Consider the following 14,804-nt stretch of genomic DNA (forward strand, 5'->3'; position numbering starts at 1 on the left):
GGTTCACCGCCCCGAGGCGTAGGTGGCCCGCCGCTCCCGAGAAGCCGGTGGTTCACCGCCCCGATAAGCCGGTGGTTCACCGCCCCGAGAAACCGGTGGTCCGCCGGCCGGGCCGGACGGGGCGCGGGTGACCGTGACCGCCCGCGAGGCCGGTACGGTCAGCGTTCGGCGCTGGTGACACCGTCCTCGGCGTCGGCGTCCTCCACCTCGGCGCGGGGAATGCCGAGCAGGTAGAGGATCGAGTCGAGGTAGGGCACGTTGACCGCGGTGTCGGCGGCGCGGCGGACCACCGGCTTGGCGTTGAACGCGATGCCCAGGCCGGCCGCCGCGATCATGTCCAGGTCGTTGGCACCGTCGCCGATGGCCACCGTCTGGCTGATCGGGATCCCCGCCTCGCGGGCGAAGCGCTCCAGCGCTCGCGCCTTGCCCGGCCGGTCGACGATCTCGCCGACCACCCGCCCGGTCAGCACGCCGTCGACGACCTCCAGGGTGTTGGCCGCGGAGTAGTCGATCCCGAGGTCCTCCACGAGGGCGTCGGTGAGCTGCGTGAACCCGCCGCTGACGATCGCGAACCGGTAGTCGAGCCGTTTGAGCGTCCGTACCAGCGTCCGGGCGCCGGGAGTCAGCACGAGCTCCCTGCGTACCTTCTCGAAGACCTCCTCCGAAAGGCCCTCGAGCAGCGCGACCCGGCGGCGCAGCGACTCGGCGAAGTCGAGTTCGCCGCGCATCGCCTCCTCGGTGACCCTGGCGACCTCCTCCAGGCAGCCGGCGTGCGCCGCCAGCAGCTCGATCACCTCGGCCTGGATGAGCGTCGAGTCGACGTCCATCACGATCAGCCGCTTGGCCCTGCGGTGCAGGCCGGTCCGCTGCACGGCCACGTCGACCTGCTGGGTGTGCGCCTCGATGGCCAGCTCCGCCCTGAGGGTGTCGGGGTCGGCGCCGGAGAGGGACAGCTCGATGCAGGTCACCGGGTAACTGGACAGGCGCTCGATCCGGTCGATGTTGGCGCCGGCCGCGGCGATCCGCCCCGCGATGCCCGCCATGGCGGCGGGCTGCAGCGGCGCGCCGAGCACGGTGACGTTGAGCCGCCCCCTGCGCCGCTTCTCCTTCGGGTCGGAGCCGGTGGACAGCTCCACCTGCAGCCCGAGATCCTCCGCGGTCCGCTCGACGGCGGTCCAGAGGGCACCGAGGGTGCCGCCGGTGCCGGTCGGCGTGTCGCCCGCGTAGGAGACGAGGACGCCGAGGGTGAGCCGGCCGCGGATGACGACCTGCTCCACGTCGGCGACGATGACGGGGAAGCCGGCCAGGACCGAGAAGAGGCGTGAGGTCACGCCCGGTCGGTCGGGGCCGTTCAACGTGATCAGGAGCGTGCGCTGGTTCATCGGTTCCTACGGTACTTGGCTCCGGATTGGGCCGTGAATGTGGTTCATCATCCGGACGCCTGGAGTTCGCGGGGCACTCCGGTCCCGTGTCACCTGCGACTGTCTTCATGAACCCATGACGACCCTTCCCACGGAGCCGCGCCTCGCCCGCTACAGCGTCGGGCTGGCCGCCACCGCCGCCGAGATGCGCGAGGCCCAGCGCCTGCGCCACCGGGTCTTCGCCGAGGAGATGGGCGCCAGGCTGGACAGCCCCATCACCGGCCTGGACGTCGATCCGCTCGACGCCTACTGCGACCACCTCCTGGTGAGGTGTGACGACACGGGTGAGGTCGTCGGCACCTACCGGCTGCTCGGCCCCCGCCGGGCCGACCGCCTCTACTCCGACTCCGAGTTCGACCTCGGCGCGCTGGCGGGCATCCGGGGGAACATGGTGGAGGCCGGCCGGGCCTGCGTGCACCCGGGCCACCGGGGTGGCGCGGTGCTCGGGCTGATGTGGGCGGGAATCGCCCGCTACATGGTGGCCGGGGGGTACGGCTGGCTGGCCGGGTGCTGCTCGGTGCCGGTGGCCGACGCCGCCGGGATCATGGAGCGGGTGCCGCTCTCCCCGCCGGGCTACCGCGTCACGCCGCACCGCCCCTGGCGGGCGGACCCGGCCTCCGTCGTGCCGTCGCAGCGGGAGGACCCGCTCTCCGCCCCCTCGCGGCGCGAGGGGGCCGCCGCGGCCGCCACGAGGCCGGGGCGGGCGCTGCCGCCCCTGCTGCGCGGGTACATGCGGCTGGGCGCCTGGGTCTGCGGCCCGCCCGCCCACGACCTCGACTTCGGTACGGCCGACTTCTTCGTCCTGCTCTCGATGGCCGAGGCGGACCCCCGCTACCTGCGCCACTTCCTGGGAGCCACCTCGTGAACCCGTGGACGCCGACGGCGCCGTGCGAGCCCGCCGGCTGCCTCTTCCCGCCGGGATCGAGGGCCGCCGGGCCGCGCAGGGCGCTGCGGCTGGCGGCGATCGCACTGGTCGTCCTGGCGGGGGCGGTGCTGGCCCTGGCGGCCCGCGGGCTCGGCACGACGGGCAGGGTGCGGCTGACGAGCGCCTGGTCCCGGCTGGTGTTGCGGGCCGTCGGCGTACGGGTCGAGGTGCGCAGGGGTTTCACGTTCATGGCCGGCTCCGTCTCCAGGCCCCGTCCGGTCACCGGCGGGCCGTCCGGGGCCGCTCCGCTGATCGTGGCCAACCACGTGTCGTGGCTGGACCCGCTCGTCATGGCGGCGGTCCTGCCGTGCCGCCTGCTCGCCAAGCACGAGGTACGGGTGTGGCCGGTGATCGGTCTGCTGGCGGCCGGGGCGGGCGCGCTGTTCATCGACAGGGACCGGCTCTCCGCGCTGCCCGAGGCCGTCGACGGGGTGGCCGCCGCGCTCTCCGGCGGTCACCCGGTGGCGGCCTTCCCCGAGGGGACGACCTGGTGCGGACGTGGGATGGGCTCCTTCAGGCCCGCCGTGTTCCAGGCGGCCCTGGACGCAGGGGCCCCGGTCAGGCCGGTGGCGATCAGGTACCTGGAGGGGGAGGACACCCTGGCCACCGGGCCCGCCTATGTCGGCGACGACCCCCTCTGGGCCTCGGTCCGCCGCGTCGTGGCCGTCCGGAGGCTGACGGTGGAGGTGACGATGCTGCCCGCGGTGTGGGGACGTGACCGCAGGGAGCTGGCCTGGGCGGCCGAGTCGTCCGTCGCCTCGGTGCTGGTCGCCGGGGCCGCGCACGGTCTCCCCGTCGCCGTCTGACAGGAAGCCGGGCCCGGAACCCAGGAGGAGCGGGGCTCAGGCCGAGCCCAGGTAGGTGATGACGGCCGCCACCCGGCGGTGGGTGTCGGGGCTGTTCTCCAGGGCCAGCTTCATGAAGATCGAGTTGACGTGCTTCTCGATGGCCGAGACCGACAGGTGCAGGGCGCGGGCGATGCCCCCGTTGGACAGGCCGTGCGCCATCTCCCTCAGCACGTCCAGCTCCCTGGGCGTCAGCTCCGCGGGCGGGGGACCGCCGCGCACCCCGCGCTTGGCCAGCAGGCCCTCCACCACCTTGGGGTCGATCACCGAGCCGCCCCCGGCCACCGACCTGATCGCGCCAAGCAGCTCGTCGATGTCACCGACCCGGTCCTTGAGCAGGTACGCCCGGCCCTCGGTGCCGTCCCTGAACAGGTCCAGGGCGAACATCGCGTCGGAGAACTGGGAGAGCACCACGACCCCGATGTCCCGTGAGGTGGCGCGGATGCGGTGCGCCGCGTCGATGCCCTCCATCCCCGGGCGGACGAGATCGGCCGAGCCCGGCATCCGGATGTCGGTGACCACCACGTCGGGGCGCAGGCGCCCGGCGGCGTCGAGCAGCTCGTCCGCGGTGCCCACGGCGGCCACCACCTCGATCTCGCCGGAGGTCTCCAGGAGCCTGCGGGTGCCCTCGCGTACCAGGTAGTGGTCCTCGGCCAGGACGACTCTCAGTTCAGCCATGAATCGCGCACCGCCCGGAACTCGCCATGGGGACCATGGGGGAGATCCTGCCCGGTACGCGGGTGCCGTGCATATGAGGTTGCCCGCACCCTGCGGTCTCCGGAGCGGGAAAAGAGCGGGCCCCGGCCTGTGGCAGGACGGGGCCCCTCGAAAGATGGGATCAGCGCACGATGCTGGTCTTGACCTTCTTCACGAAGAACCAGTTCTTGATGCCCATGCGCTCCAGCTCGTCCCTGGAGAGGTTCTCGGCCCCGGTCGGGACGTCGTAGCTGTCGACGCCGAGGATGGCCTGCGCGGTCCGTCCCGACTTCTTGCCGAGCTTCACGGTGATCGCGATGGCCTCGTAGTCGTCGACCTTGATGATGTCGGGGCTCCAGCACCAGAGCCCGTCCTCGTAGTGGTCACAGGAGGTGCCCTTGGGAGCGGAGATCGAGACGACCTTCGAGCCCTTGGGCAGTAGGCCGCCCGTGAAGAAGTAGTCGGCCTGGTAAGGGCCCTTGTTGACGGCCTTGATCTTGTAGGTGATCTTCCCGCCCGCCTTGACCTTCTTCGGCGCGGAGACGGTGACCGCGAAGGTGGAGTACGGCTCCGCCTTGACGGCCGCCGCCGGCGCCTGCGCCGAAGCGGCCGAGGAGGGGGCGGCGAGGAGCATGCCGCCGGCCAGCGGGGTGACCAGAGCAATAGCAACGATCTTGGAGATCGGGTGGCGCATCAAACGTCTCCCAGCTGAAGAGTCAAGGGGACGTCTGGAACGTCCCATAAAGTCCGCAGCGTTTTATCACATATGAAGAGGTAAAGAGAAACTATATTCCGTTATGAGATTTGAACGGAACGGTTGGGTGCGGCACCGTACCGGACGACACGGGCCCCCGCTCGCCCGTCCGGCGCGTGCCACGTCGCCGCTCACCAGGGTGTTTCCCGGCGTTGTGATATCCATTGCTTTCGGTGATCGCCCCTGGTCAAAGGTGCCGGATGAAAAGCGCGGCTAGCGGAGAACCCGGGTCTTCACCCGCACGTACTTGACGTCGGTGCCGACGTCGATGCCGTGAATGTCGAGGGTGCCCGGCCCGCCCGCGGGAACGTCGATCGAGGCCGAACCGAAATCGGCGGTCGCGGTGCCCCGGGCGCCGCTCCTCAGCCAGACCCTGACCTTGAGGGTGGCCGTCCTGCCGGGGTTCAGGGTGTCGAGCAGGCAGCCCACCTCGCGCCCCGAGACCTCGCAGTACGAGCCGGAGGGCTTGCCGACGATGCGGACCTTGGACACCTGCGAGGGAAGGTAGCCGCCGACGTAGGCGATGTCGGTGTACCACTCGCCGATGTTCTTGATCCTGAGCGTGTAGACGTACGAGTCGCCCGCCCACGCCCTGCGCGGGTAGGAGACGGTCGTCTTCAGCGGCGCGAGCGGCTGGTCCACGACCCCCTGCGGCGCGGTGGCCGGGAAATCCGCGGCGTTCGCGGTGCCGGGGGTGAGCAGCATGCCTCCCGCCAGGGCGATGGCGGCGAAGGCGGTCAGGTGCCGGCGCATTTCTCTACTCCAGTCGGAATTCGGTGATCCCCGTCGATTACCGGCCCAGCATGCGGGGCCCGACTTGGAAAACCCTTGTGGCTGACTGGCCGGCTACCCGGTGATCAGGTGGACGTCGCCGAATTCGTGCCAGAGATAACCCTCTTCGAGCGCCTCCGCGTACGACCGGGAAAGCAGCTCGCGGCCGGCGATCGCCGACAGCATCAGCAGGTGGCTGGAGCGCGGCTCGTGCAGCCCGGTGAGCAGGCCGCTCACCGCCCTCACCCCGACCTCGGGGGTCACGATGTGCGAGGTCCAGCCGTCCGCGGCCCGGACCCGGCCGGTGGCCAGCGCGGCCGTCTCCAGCGCCCGGACCACGGTCGTGCCGACCGCGATCACCCGGCCGCCGGACTCGCGCGCGAGCTCCACCTGCCGCGCGGTGGCCTCGGGCACCTCGAACCGCTCCGGATAGGGCGGCTCGTCCTTCTCCGGGGACGCCACCCCGGTGTGCAGGGTGATCGGTGCGATCCCGACCCCGCGCGACACCAGGGAGGTCACCAGCCCGGTGGTGAACGGCCGCCCCGCGCTGGGCATCTCCGCGCTGCCGGGCCGGACCCCGAACACGGTCTGGTAGTCGGCCAGCGGCCAGTCCCTGTCCACGTAGGAGTAGCGGATCGGCACGCCGTACCGGCGGAGGTAGCCCGTGACCTCGCGGTCCAGGCTCGCCCGCCACAGGCGCGGTGTCTCGCGCCCCAGCAGCCGCAGCGTCGCCCCGCCGGGCAGCGGCAGCCACTCCCCGTCCGCGCCGCCGTGGTAGGGCTCACCGGCCGTCTCCGAGCCCCCGGGACCCGCGGCGGCCGCGCGCTCGGAAAGGCCACGCTCCCGGAGACGGCGGAGCTCGACCAGCCAGGTCCCGTCCTCGCGTTCGGTGGAGAAGTGCACCGCGAGCCGGTCCAGCCGGACGGCGGCGGGGAGCGTGCCGGAGTTGTTGACCACCAGCAGGTCGCCGGGACCGAGCAGGCCGGGGAGCTCGGCGAACGCGTGGTGGCCGACCTCTCCGGTGCCCCGGTCGGAGACCAGCAGGCGCACCCCGTCACGGGCCAGTCCCCGGGCCTCCGGCGGCTCGTGCGCCTCCAGCTCGCGGGGGAGCACGAAGTCCGCGGCCATGGCGTCCGCCGCGGGCGCGCTCACCATCCCGCCCCGCCCCTCGGTGCCCCAGCCCCTCGTACGGGCCTCCTGCCCGCTCATCCGTGCCTCACCCGGCCGCTGTCCGGGCGGTCGGCGATCAGCCGTCGCAGGGTGGGGACGACGGTCTCCGGGCCCGGGGCCTGCGCCGCCTCCCCGGCACCGACGGCGTCGGCGAGCATGGCGGTGGACATCTCGCCCGGATCGACCCACCAGACCGCGACGTCCGGCTCCTCGACGGCCAGCACGTGGGAGAGCTGCTCCAGGGCCGCCTTGGTCGCGCCGTACCCGCCCCAGCCCTCGTACGCCTCCACCGCCGCGTCGGAGGAGATGTTCACGATCGCGCCGCGCCGTTCCCTCAGCCCGCGCAGGTTCGCCTGGATCAGCGCCAGCGGGGCCAGCACGTTGACCCGGAACAGCTCCTCGAGCGTGCCGGCCGGGTATCCGGCCAGCGGCGGCAGCGGGACCGCGCCCAGTCCCGACGCGTTGTTGACCAGCAGGTCCAGCCCGCCGTGTTCCCGTACGGCGAGCGCCAGCCGGTCCCGATGAGCGGGGTCGGCGACGTCCCCGGCCAGGGCGAGGGCGCCGAGCTCGGCCGCGGCGGCGCGCAGCGCGTCCTCGCCCCGCGCGGTGAGGATGAGCCGCCAGCCGTCGGCGGCGAGGGAGCGGGCCAGTTCCAGGCCGAGGCCGCGGGAGGCGCCGGTGATCAGTGCGGTCTTCGTCATGCCTCGACGCTAGGAGCCGCCCGCCCGCCGCACATCGGCCGCCGGACCTGGCCCGGGGTGGGCTGATGGGCCTAGGACCGATGGCGTACGCGGCGGGCGCCCGGCGCCGCCTAGAGTCGGTTCGTGAGCCCCGAGAGCGAGGACAGCGAGGACAGCGAGGACAGGGACGCCGTGCTGCACGCGGTGAGCTCGGCCGTCCTCGCGGTGACCAGGCACCTGTCGGTCAGGGAGGTGCTGCAGGTCATCGTGCGGTCGGCGCGGCGGTTGCTGGACGCCCGCTACGCCGCGCTGGGCGTGCCCGACGACCAGGGGGCGTTCGCCGAGTTCGTCGCCGAGGGCATCTCCGACGAGCAGTGGGACGCGATCGGGCCGATGCCCCGCCAGCACGGCATGCTCGGCGCCATGCTGCGCGAGGGCGCGCCGGTCCGGCTGCCCGACATCCGCAGGGACCCCAGGTTCGAGTACTGGCCGCGCGCCCATCCGGTGCTCAAGGACTTCCTCGGGGTGCCGATCCTCGACGGGGACGAGGTGCTCGGCATCATCTTCCTGTCCAACAAGCGGTCCCCCGGCGGCTTCACCGAGGCCGATCAGCGGCTGCTCACCATGTTCGCCGCGCACGCCGCGATCGCCCTCACCAACGCCCGCCTGTACGAGCGGGGCCGGGAGCTCACGCTGGTCGAGGAGCGCACCCGGATGGCGAGGGAACTGCACGACGCGGTGACCCAGAAGCTGTTCTCGCTGCGCCTCACCGCGCAGGCCGCGGCGTCGCTGGTCGTCGACGATCCCGTACGGGCGCTGCGAGAGCTCGACCAGGTGGAGCGGCTGGCCGGAGAGGCGCTGGCCGAGCTGCGCGCGGTGATCGTGGAGCTCCGTCCGGCCGAGCTCGACCGGCACGGCCTGGCCGAGACGCTCCGCAAGCACGTCCGCCTGCTCGACCGGCTCCACCCGGCCGCGTTCTCGTTCGAGGAGTCCCCGGTGTGCGCGCTCGAACCGGTGGTCGAGGTGGCCGTCCTCCGGGTGGCCCAGGAGGCGCTGCACAACGCCTCCAGGCACTCGGCGGCGCGTACCGTCGAGGTCCGGCTGGGCTGCGAGGGCGGGCGCGTGTTCCTGGAGGTGAGTGACGACGGGGCCGGGTTCGACGTGACCGCCGCTGCGGGACGGGGGCTGGGCATCGCCTCGATGGGCGACAGGGCGGAATCCGTCGGCGGGAGCGTGCGGGTGAGTTCGGAGCCCGGACGGGGCACGCTCGTCCGGATGGAGGTGCCCGGGTGATCCGTGGTGCGAGGAGAGGGGATCGCATGACCCGTGGGCCGAAGGGGTGTCCGTGCGGTCCGCCGCCCGCGGTCCGGACGGGGGTGCCCGGATGATCCGCGTCCTGATCGCCGACGACCACCCGGTCGTCCGGCAGGGCCTCCGCACCTTCCTGGACCTGCAGGAGGACCTCGACGTGGTCGGCGAGGCCGCCGACGGCGCCGAGGCGGTCGCCCTGGTCGGGTCTCTCGCCCCTGACGTGCTGCTGCTCGACCTGAGGATGCCGGTCCTCGACGGGCTCGGCGCGCTGCTCCTGCTGGAGGAGCGAGGACTGTCGCCGAGGGTGCTCGTGCTGACCTCGGTCAGTGACAGGGGCGACGTGGCCCCGGCGATGCGGGCGGGCGCGGCGGGTTTCCTCTACAAGGACGTCGAACCGGCCGCGCTCGTGCACGCGATCCGGGCGGTGCACGGTGGCCAGGTGCTGCTCGCTCCCGAGGCCGCCGAGGCGATGCTGTCGGGTCCCGGACCCGTTCAGGACGCGCGGGAGGACGGGCGCGCGGGCGGTCGTGAGGGCGGCCGCGAGGGCAGGCATGTGGCGGCGCTGACCGACCGGGAGCGCGAGGTGCTCGCGCTGATCGCGTCGGGCCGCTCCAACCGGGAGATCGCCAGGCAGCTCGCGGTGGCGGAGAAGACGGTGAAGACCCACGTCTCCAACGTGCTGATGAAGCTGGGCGTGCAGGACAGGACCCAGGCCGCCCTCTACGCGGTGCGGAACGGCCTGGCCTGACGGTGCCCGGCCTGACGGTGCCTGGTCCGAGGCGCCTGGTCCGAGGGCGCCGGACCGGACGGTGCCTGGACCGGAGGTTCCTGATCGGATGGCGCCTGGACCGACGGCGCCGGACCGGACGGTGTCCGGTCCGGCGGTTTTCGGTCCGGGCGTGAGACCTCCGCGGCGTCAGGTGTCCTTCTTCTCCTCGCGCCGGTCCGGCGGCGGGGGCGGGGGCGGCGGAGGTGGTGGAGGTGGCGGGTTGTAGCCTCCCCCTCCGCCCTTGGGCTTGGGTTTGGGCGGCACGGGGTGGACGATCTTGGTTTTGACCGTCTTGAGGTAGTACCAGTTGGGGAAGGCCAGCCGTTTCCACTCCGAGCGGCTGAGGTCCTCGCCTCCGTTCGGGACGTTCCAGGTGTCGGCGCCGAGCCTGGCGACCGCGGTGCCCTTGGTCCGCTTCTTCAGCTTGACCCAGATGCGCACCGTCTCGGATTCGCCCTTCTCGAGAATCCACGGCGTCACACACCAGAAGCCGTCGTCGTAGAAGTCGCAGTCCGTGCCCTTGGGGCCCTTGTAGTAAACGGTGTCGTTGATGCCTTTCGGTAGGACGGTCCCGCCGACGTAGAAGTAGTCGGCCTCGCTCGGCCCCCGGTTGGTGACCTTGACCTCGTACATGAACTCGCGGCCGTTCCTGACCCGTTTCGGTGCCTTCACCGAGACCTTGAACGCCGACCAGGGCTTGTCCTGCCGCACCCCTGACTGGGCCGGAACGCCCGCAGGGGCCGGGGGCAGGACCGCGGAGGGAGCCAGGGGCGGCGCGTTCACGGTGGCGGCCGAGGCGGTGGGGACGATCGCGAGCGGAGCGATGAGGCTGAGACCTAGAAGCGTGCCGAAGCTTCGGCGCATGGGCGTCTCCGCACGAGCTAGGGGTGAGCGCAGTCACCATTTGTTTCATGAATTATGGCGTAAGCGGGATGCGCCGGAATAGTGAATGATCTACCTGAATATTGGTTGTTTGCGTATCTTTGGTTACTCGGGGGACGCCAGCGACTCATGGCTGGACGACGGGGAGGCTCACGTGCCGGACACGAACCCGCTGCGCAGGGAGGACCCCGAGTCACTGGGCGACTACCGGCTGCTCGGCCGCCTCGGCGAGGGGGCGCAGGGCGTGGTCTACGCGGGCAGGGGACCCGACGGGGCGATGGTCGCGATCAAGTTGCTCCACCCCCGGCTGAGCGACACCGGCATGGACGGAGACCGGTTCCTCCGCGAGGTCTCCGCCGCCCGCCGGGTGGCGCCGTTCTGCACGGCCCAGGTGCTGGGCGCCCATGTGGACGGCGACCGCCCCTACATCGTGAGCGAGCTGGTCGAGGGCGTGTCCCTGCAGCGGGTCGTGCAGTCCGGGGGACCCCGCCGCGGCAACGTGCTCCACCGGCTCGCGGTCGGCACCGTGACCGCGCTGGCCGCCATCCACCGGGCGGGCATCGTGCACCGCGACTTCAAGCCCAGCAACGTGCTGCTCGGCCCCGACGGGCCCCGCGTGATCGACTTCGGCATCGCCAGGGCCCTGGACTCGGCGATGACCGTGACGAGCGGCGTGGTCGGCACCCCCGCCTACATGTCGCCGGAACAGGTATCGGGGCATCGCGTCGAGCCCTCGTCCGACATGTTCAGCTGGGCGCTGACGATGACCTTCGCCGCGACCGGACGGCCCGCGTTCGGCCAGGACAGCGTGCCCGCGGTCATCTACAGGGTGATGAACGAGGACCCGGACCTGTCCGCGCTCCCCGACACCCTGCGGCCGATCGTCGCCTCCTGCCTCAGCAAGCACGCCGCGGAGAGGCCCAGCGCCTCGGAGGTGCTGTTCGCGCTCCTGGAGACCCAGTCCGACGAGGTCTTCGCCGTACCGCCCGTGTCCCCGCCGCCCGCCGCCGTACCGCCCGTGTCCCCGCCGTCCGCCGGCGAGCGCCCGTCCGCCGATGAGCGGCCGGTTGCGGATGAGCGGCCGGTTGCGAACGGGCGGTCATCCGCCGAGGACCGGCTGTCCGCCGATGAGCGGTCATCCGCCGACGAGCGGTCATCCGATGATGAGCGGCCCACCGATGATGAGCGGCCCCCCGCCCCCGAGACACGGTGGGTGCGGCCGTCGGGGGAGGACCCGAGGGGCGAAAGGCCCGATGCCGTCCCCGGCCGTGCTCCGGGCGGCCGGGCGGGCCCTTCCGGCGACCGTCCCGGTGGCGTTCCGCCCGGCGGGCCCGCGGCCCCCGGTGCCCCCCGGAGGCGTTCGGGCGCGCCGGGCGGTCCCCCGCCCGTGGTCACCCCCTTCGCCTCCCCCGCCGGGCCCGCACGCTACCCCGGCAACCTGACGCCCGTGGGCCGGCGGCCCGCCCCCTCTCCCGTACCGCCCGAGGGGGTCTACCCCCCGCCGCCGCCGCAGCGTCCGGACCTCTTCGCCGGCGCGGCCCCCGTGGCGCCCGGCGAGCGCGGTGCGCGGCGCAGGCGTGCCGTCCTGGTGACCGCGGTGCTCTCGGGGGCCCTGACCCTGGCCGCCGCCGCGCTGGTCGCGGTGCCCAACCTGCGGGGCGATGCCGCGACCCCCGACGCCCCACCGGCCACACGAGGCGCCCTGGCCGGTGAAGGTACGCGGAAGCCGCCCCCGGTTCCCTCCACGCCGTCCCCGGCGACCGCCTCCCAGGCTCCCCCCGCGCGGGCCACGCAGGCTCCCACCGCCGTCACGCAGGCCATGACCCCCGCGCCCACGGCGAGCCTCACGACCGCCCCCACCTCCGGGCCGTCCGAGCCGCCCACCCCGCAGGCCACGGTGGTGACCTTCGACGGCCAGGACGGCAAGACGCTCAAGGGACACACCAAGGCCGTCCAGTCCCTCGCCGGCGTCAAGATCGGGAAGAGGCCCACGGTGGTCTCGGGCAGCCAGGACGGTTCGCTGGGGCTCTGGGACCCGGCCAAGCACAAGAGGCTCCACCGGCTCCGCGGCCACCGGGGCGAGGTATACGCGGTCGCCACCGTCACCTTCGGCGGCAGGCCGTACGCGGTGACCGGCGGCTACGACCACTCCGTCCGCCTGTGGAGCCTGAAGTCCCGCAAGAGCAGGGCCCTGGGCCACCACCCCATCGCGGTCTTCGCCGTCGCGGCCGGCACCGTGAACGGTTCGCCGCTGGCCGTCACCGGGGACGGCGACGGCACCCTCTACTTCTGGAACCTGAAGAGCCGCAGGCTGCTCAAGACCATCTCCGCGCACCGCGACGACGTCAACTGGCTCGCCTTCGGCAAGATCGGCAAACGGTCCGTCGTCGTGTCCGCCAGCGCCGACGAGACGCTGGGCATCTGGGACGTCGTCACCAGGAAGCGGTACGGGAAGGTTTACAAGGGGCACAGCGGGCCGGTCTTCTCGGTGGCCTTCGGCAAGCTGGGCGACCGCACCGTGATCGCCTCGGGCGGCAAGGACAAGAAGATCAGAATCTGGGACCCCAAGTCGTCCAAGACCGTCGGCAAGCCGCTCGGGGGCCACGGCGGCAACGTCTACTCCCTGGCGTTCGGCAAGGTCGACGGCCGCACCGTGCTGGTGTCGGGCAGTACGGACGGGACCGTCCGGCTCTGGGACCCGGCCGAGGGCAAGCCCCTCGGCAAGCCGGTCAAGGCCCACAAGGGCGGGGTCTACTCGGTGGGCGTCATGACCGTCGGCGACCGTACCCTGGCCGTCTCGGCGGGCAGGGACCGCGCCGTCAAGCTCTGGAGGCTGACCTCCGCCCGATGACCCGCCCCCGGGCCGTCAAGGCCGTCAGACCAGCTCGGTGATGGCGTGGTGGGCGACCACCCGGGCCCGGCGCACCGCGCGGTCGAGCTCGCGCAGGGCCTCACCGCGTACGGCGATCTGGCCCGAGGTGAGCCCGCGGTCGTCGGCGACCCGGAGCACCGCGGCGAGGCGGGCGGCCAGGGCGGCGACCCGGTGCGCTCTGGCGGGGTAGCCGGGGGCCAGGCCGTCGTCCACCATCTCCAGCCGCCGGTAGCCCTGGGCCGGGCCCTCCACCCCGAGCAGGGCGTCGGTGGCCACGCGCATGGCGCGGGTCAGCTCGTGCTCGGCCTCGGCGAGGGAGGGCAGGTCGGGGGCCGCGGTACGGGCCTCCAGCACGGTCCAGCGAACCCCGGCGTACGATGACCCGCGGCGGTCGTTTACCGGGATCAGGCCGAGGCACCTGCTGGGAAGCACGGCGGTCGCCGCCTGCCCGGCCTCGATGGCCGCGGAGTTGAAGGGGGGCGGTCCGGTGAGCCCGAGTGGGTCGCCCGCGACGGGGAGGGCCAGTCGCAGCGACTTCATGCCCTCGATCCGCAGGTCGGCGAGGAATCCGCGGAGGGGGAGGTCGCCGGTCTCACCGGCGACGAGTTGGGGGCCTGCCTGCCGCTCCACGCGGTCGGCGGCCTCGTCGAGGCCGACCTGTCCGGCGAGCCAGGCGTTGCCCCAGCAGACCAGGGTGGCCGAGATCGGTGAATCAGGGTGCACCGATCCACGATATGCGCTTGTCCTGCAATAGGTTTTGTTCCAGCGATTCACAAGGAGGCATAACGGATGGGCGGTCAGGTGCTTCGGCTACAGGACGTCACTGTCCGCAGGGACGGTGCGGCCCTGCTGCGGGAGATCGACTGGACCGTTCACGAGGACGAGCGGTGGGTCGTCATCGGTCCCAACGGCGCGGGAAAGACGACGTTGCTACAGGTGGTCGGGGCGATGCTGTTCCCCACCGAGGGCATCGTCGAGATCCTGGGTGAGCGGCTCGGCCAGAGTGACGTCTTCGAGCTCCGGCCCCGCATCGGGCTCGCGAGCGCCGCGCTGGCGGAGAAGGTGCCGCCGGAGGAGAAGGTCATCGACCTGGTGCTCACGGCCTCGTACGCCATCCTCGGCCGCTGGACGGAGGAGTACGACTCCCACGACGTCACGCGCGCCGTCGAGCTGATCGACCAGCTCGGCTGCGCCCACCTGATCCGGCGCCGGTTCAACACGCTGTCGGAGGGAGAGCGCAAGCGGGTCCAGATCGCCCGCGCGCTCATGCCGAACCCGGAGCTGCTGCTGCTGGACGAGCCCGCCGCGGGCCTGGACCTGGGCGGGCGCGAGGACCTGGTCCGCCGTCTGGCGACGTTCGCGCACGACCCGAACGCGCCGACCATGGTGCTGGTCACCCACCACGTGGAGGAGGTGCCCAGCGGGTTCACTCACGCGCTGCTGCTGCGGCACGGTTCCGTGGTGGCCCAGGGGCCGATCGACCAGGTGATGACGGCGGAGAACCTGTCGCGCACCTTCAGCGTCCCGCTCACCCTGGACCGGGGGCGCGACGGCCGCTGGTACGCGCGGGCGCACCAGCTCTGAGGGCGCACCGGCCCTGAGGGCGCACCGGTTCTCAGGGCGTACCGGTCCCGAGACGGTTCCAAGACTGTTTCGGCCGTTCAAAGGCCGGTGAAGGGAAAAGCAAATATCCTGCCGGGTCAAGAGT

The 14,804-nt window shown here is 72.5% G+C and carries 14 protein-coding genes; 6 read left to right on the forward strand and 8 right to left on the reverse strand.

What is annotated here, in order from left to right; translation table 11 throughout:
- Positions 1-158 precede the first annotated feature (158 nt).
- Positions 159-1,382: a phosphoserine phosphatase SerB gene (serB, locus tag AB0F88_RS27530; protein ID WP_362689989.1), complete on the reverse strand. Its 1,224-nt coding sequence runs from the start codon at positions 1,380-1,382 to the stop codon at positions 159-161.
- A gap of 115 nt (positions 1,383-1,497) precedes the next feature.
- Here serB and AB0F88_RS27535 point away from each other — a divergent pair, with 115 nt between their 5' ends.
- Together AB0F88_RS27535 and AB0F88_RS27540 are read left to right on the forward strand one after the other, a co-directional pair.
- Positions 1,498-2,286: a GNAT family N-acyltransferase gene (locus AB0F88_RS27535; RefSeq protein ID WP_362689991.1), complete on the forward strand. Its 789-nt coding sequence runs from the start codon at positions 1,498-1,500 to the stop codon at positions 2,284-2,286.
- Positions 2,283-3,152, forward strand: coding sequence for a lysophospholipid acyltransferase family protein (locus tag AB0F88_RS27540; protein ID WP_362689994.1), 870 nt, complete (start codon positions 2,283-2,285; stop codon positions 3,150-3,152). Before AB0F88_RS27535 ends, AB0F88_RS27540 begins: the two co-directional genes overlap by 4 nt.
- A gap of 36 nt (positions 3,153-3,188) precedes the next feature.
- On the opposite strand, the gene AB0F88_RS27545 is transcribed toward AB0F88_RS27540, so the two are convergent.
- From AB0F88_RS27545 to AB0F88_RS27565, 5 genes are all read right to left on the reverse strand, one after another.
- A complete protein-coding gene (locus AB0F88_RS27545; protein WP_362689997.1) occupies positions 3,189-3,869 on the reverse strand; it encodes a response regulator transcription factor in 681 nt (226 codons plus the stop codon).
- Between the two features lie 160 nt (positions 3,870-4,029).
- Complete coding sequence (locus AB0F88_RS27550) at positions 4,030-4,581, reverse strand: hypothetical protein (protein ID WP_362690000.1); 552 nt, start codon at positions 4,579-4,581, stop codon at positions 4,030-4,032.
- A 273-nt stretch (positions 4,582-4,854) separates the two neighbouring features.
- Positions 4,855-5,394, reverse strand: coding sequence for a hypothetical protein (locus AB0F88_RS27555; RefSeq protein WP_362690003.1), 540 nt, complete (start codon positions 5,392-5,394; stop codon positions 4,855-4,857).
- Between the two features lie 93 nt (positions 5,395-5,487).
- Positions 5,488-6,621 carry an S-adenosylmethionine:tRNA ribosyltransferase-isomerase gene (locus tag AB0F88_RS27560; protein WP_362690006.1) on the reverse strand — a complete coding sequence of 378 codons (1,134 nt, stop codon included), beginning with the start codon at positions 6,619-6,621 and terminating at the stop codon, positions 5,488-5,490.
- Complete coding sequence (locus AB0F88_RS27565; RefSeq protein WP_362690009.1) at positions 6,618-7,283, reverse strand: SDR family oxidoreductase; 666 nt, start codon at positions 7,281-7,283, stop codon at positions 6,618-6,620. The genes AB0F88_RS27560 and AB0F88_RS27565 overlap by 4 nt, the downstream gene beginning before the upstream one ends.
- A 123-nt stretch (positions 7,284-7,406) precedes the next feature.
- Between AB0F88_RS27565 and AB0F88_RS27570 the strand changes: the two genes are divergently transcribed.
- Both AB0F88_RS27570 and AB0F88_RS27575 read left to right on the forward strand, forming a co-directional pair.
- Positions 7,407-8,555 carry a GAF domain-containing sensor histidine kinase gene (locus tag AB0F88_RS27570; protein WP_362690012.1) on the forward strand — a complete coding sequence of 383 codons (1,149 nt, stop codon included), beginning with the start codon at positions 7,407-7,409 and terminating at the stop codon, positions 8,553-8,555.
- Between the two features lie 91 nt (positions 8,556-8,646).
- Positions 8,647-9,321 carry a response regulator transcription factor gene (locus tag AB0F88_RS27575; RefSeq protein WP_362690015.1) on the forward strand — a complete coding sequence of 225 codons (675 nt, stop codon included), beginning with the start codon at positions 8,647-8,649 and terminating at the stop codon, positions 9,319-9,321.
- Positions 9,322-9,489: 168 nt separating this feature from the next.
- Here the strand turns inward: AB0F88_RS27575 and AB0F88_RS27580 are convergent, their stop codons facing one another.
- Entirely contained in the window at positions 9,490-10,206 is a 717-nt protein-coding gene (locus tag AB0F88_RS27580; RefSeq protein WP_362690018.1) for a hypothetical protein, read from the reverse strand.
- Positions 10,207-10,315: 109 nt separating this feature from the next.
- Here AB0F88_RS27580 and AB0F88_RS27585 point away from each other — a divergent pair, with 109 nt between their 5' ends.
- Positions 10,316-13,075 carry a protein kinase gene (locus AB0F88_RS27585; protein WP_362690021.1) on the forward strand — a complete coding sequence of 920 codons (2,760 nt, stop codon included), beginning with the start codon at positions 10,316-10,318 and terminating at the stop codon, positions 13,073-13,075.
- Between the two features lie 24 nt (positions 13,076-13,099).
- Here AB0F88_RS27585 and AB0F88_RS27590 read toward each other — a convergent pair whose 3' ends face one another.
- Positions 13,100-13,819, reverse strand: a complete 720-nt coding sequence (locus AB0F88_RS27590) for a hypothetical protein (RefSeq protein ID WP_362690024.1) — start codon at positions 13,817-13,819, stop codon at positions 13,100-13,102.
- Positions 13,820-13,885: 66 nt separating this feature from the next.
- Here AB0F88_RS27590 and AB0F88_RS27595 point away from each other — a divergent pair, with 66 nt between their 5' ends.
- Complete coding sequence (locus AB0F88_RS27595; protein WP_362690027.1) at positions 13,886-14,680, forward strand: ABC transporter ATP-binding protein; 795 nt, start codon at positions 13,886-13,888, stop codon at positions 14,678-14,680.
- The last annotated feature ends 124 nt before the right edge of the window (positions 14,681-14,804 follow it).

This window comes from Streptosporangium sp. NPDC023963, from assembly GCF_040639135.1.
Lineage (GTDB): Bacteria > Actinomycetota > Actinomycetes > Streptosporangiales > Streptosporangiaceae > Streptosporangium.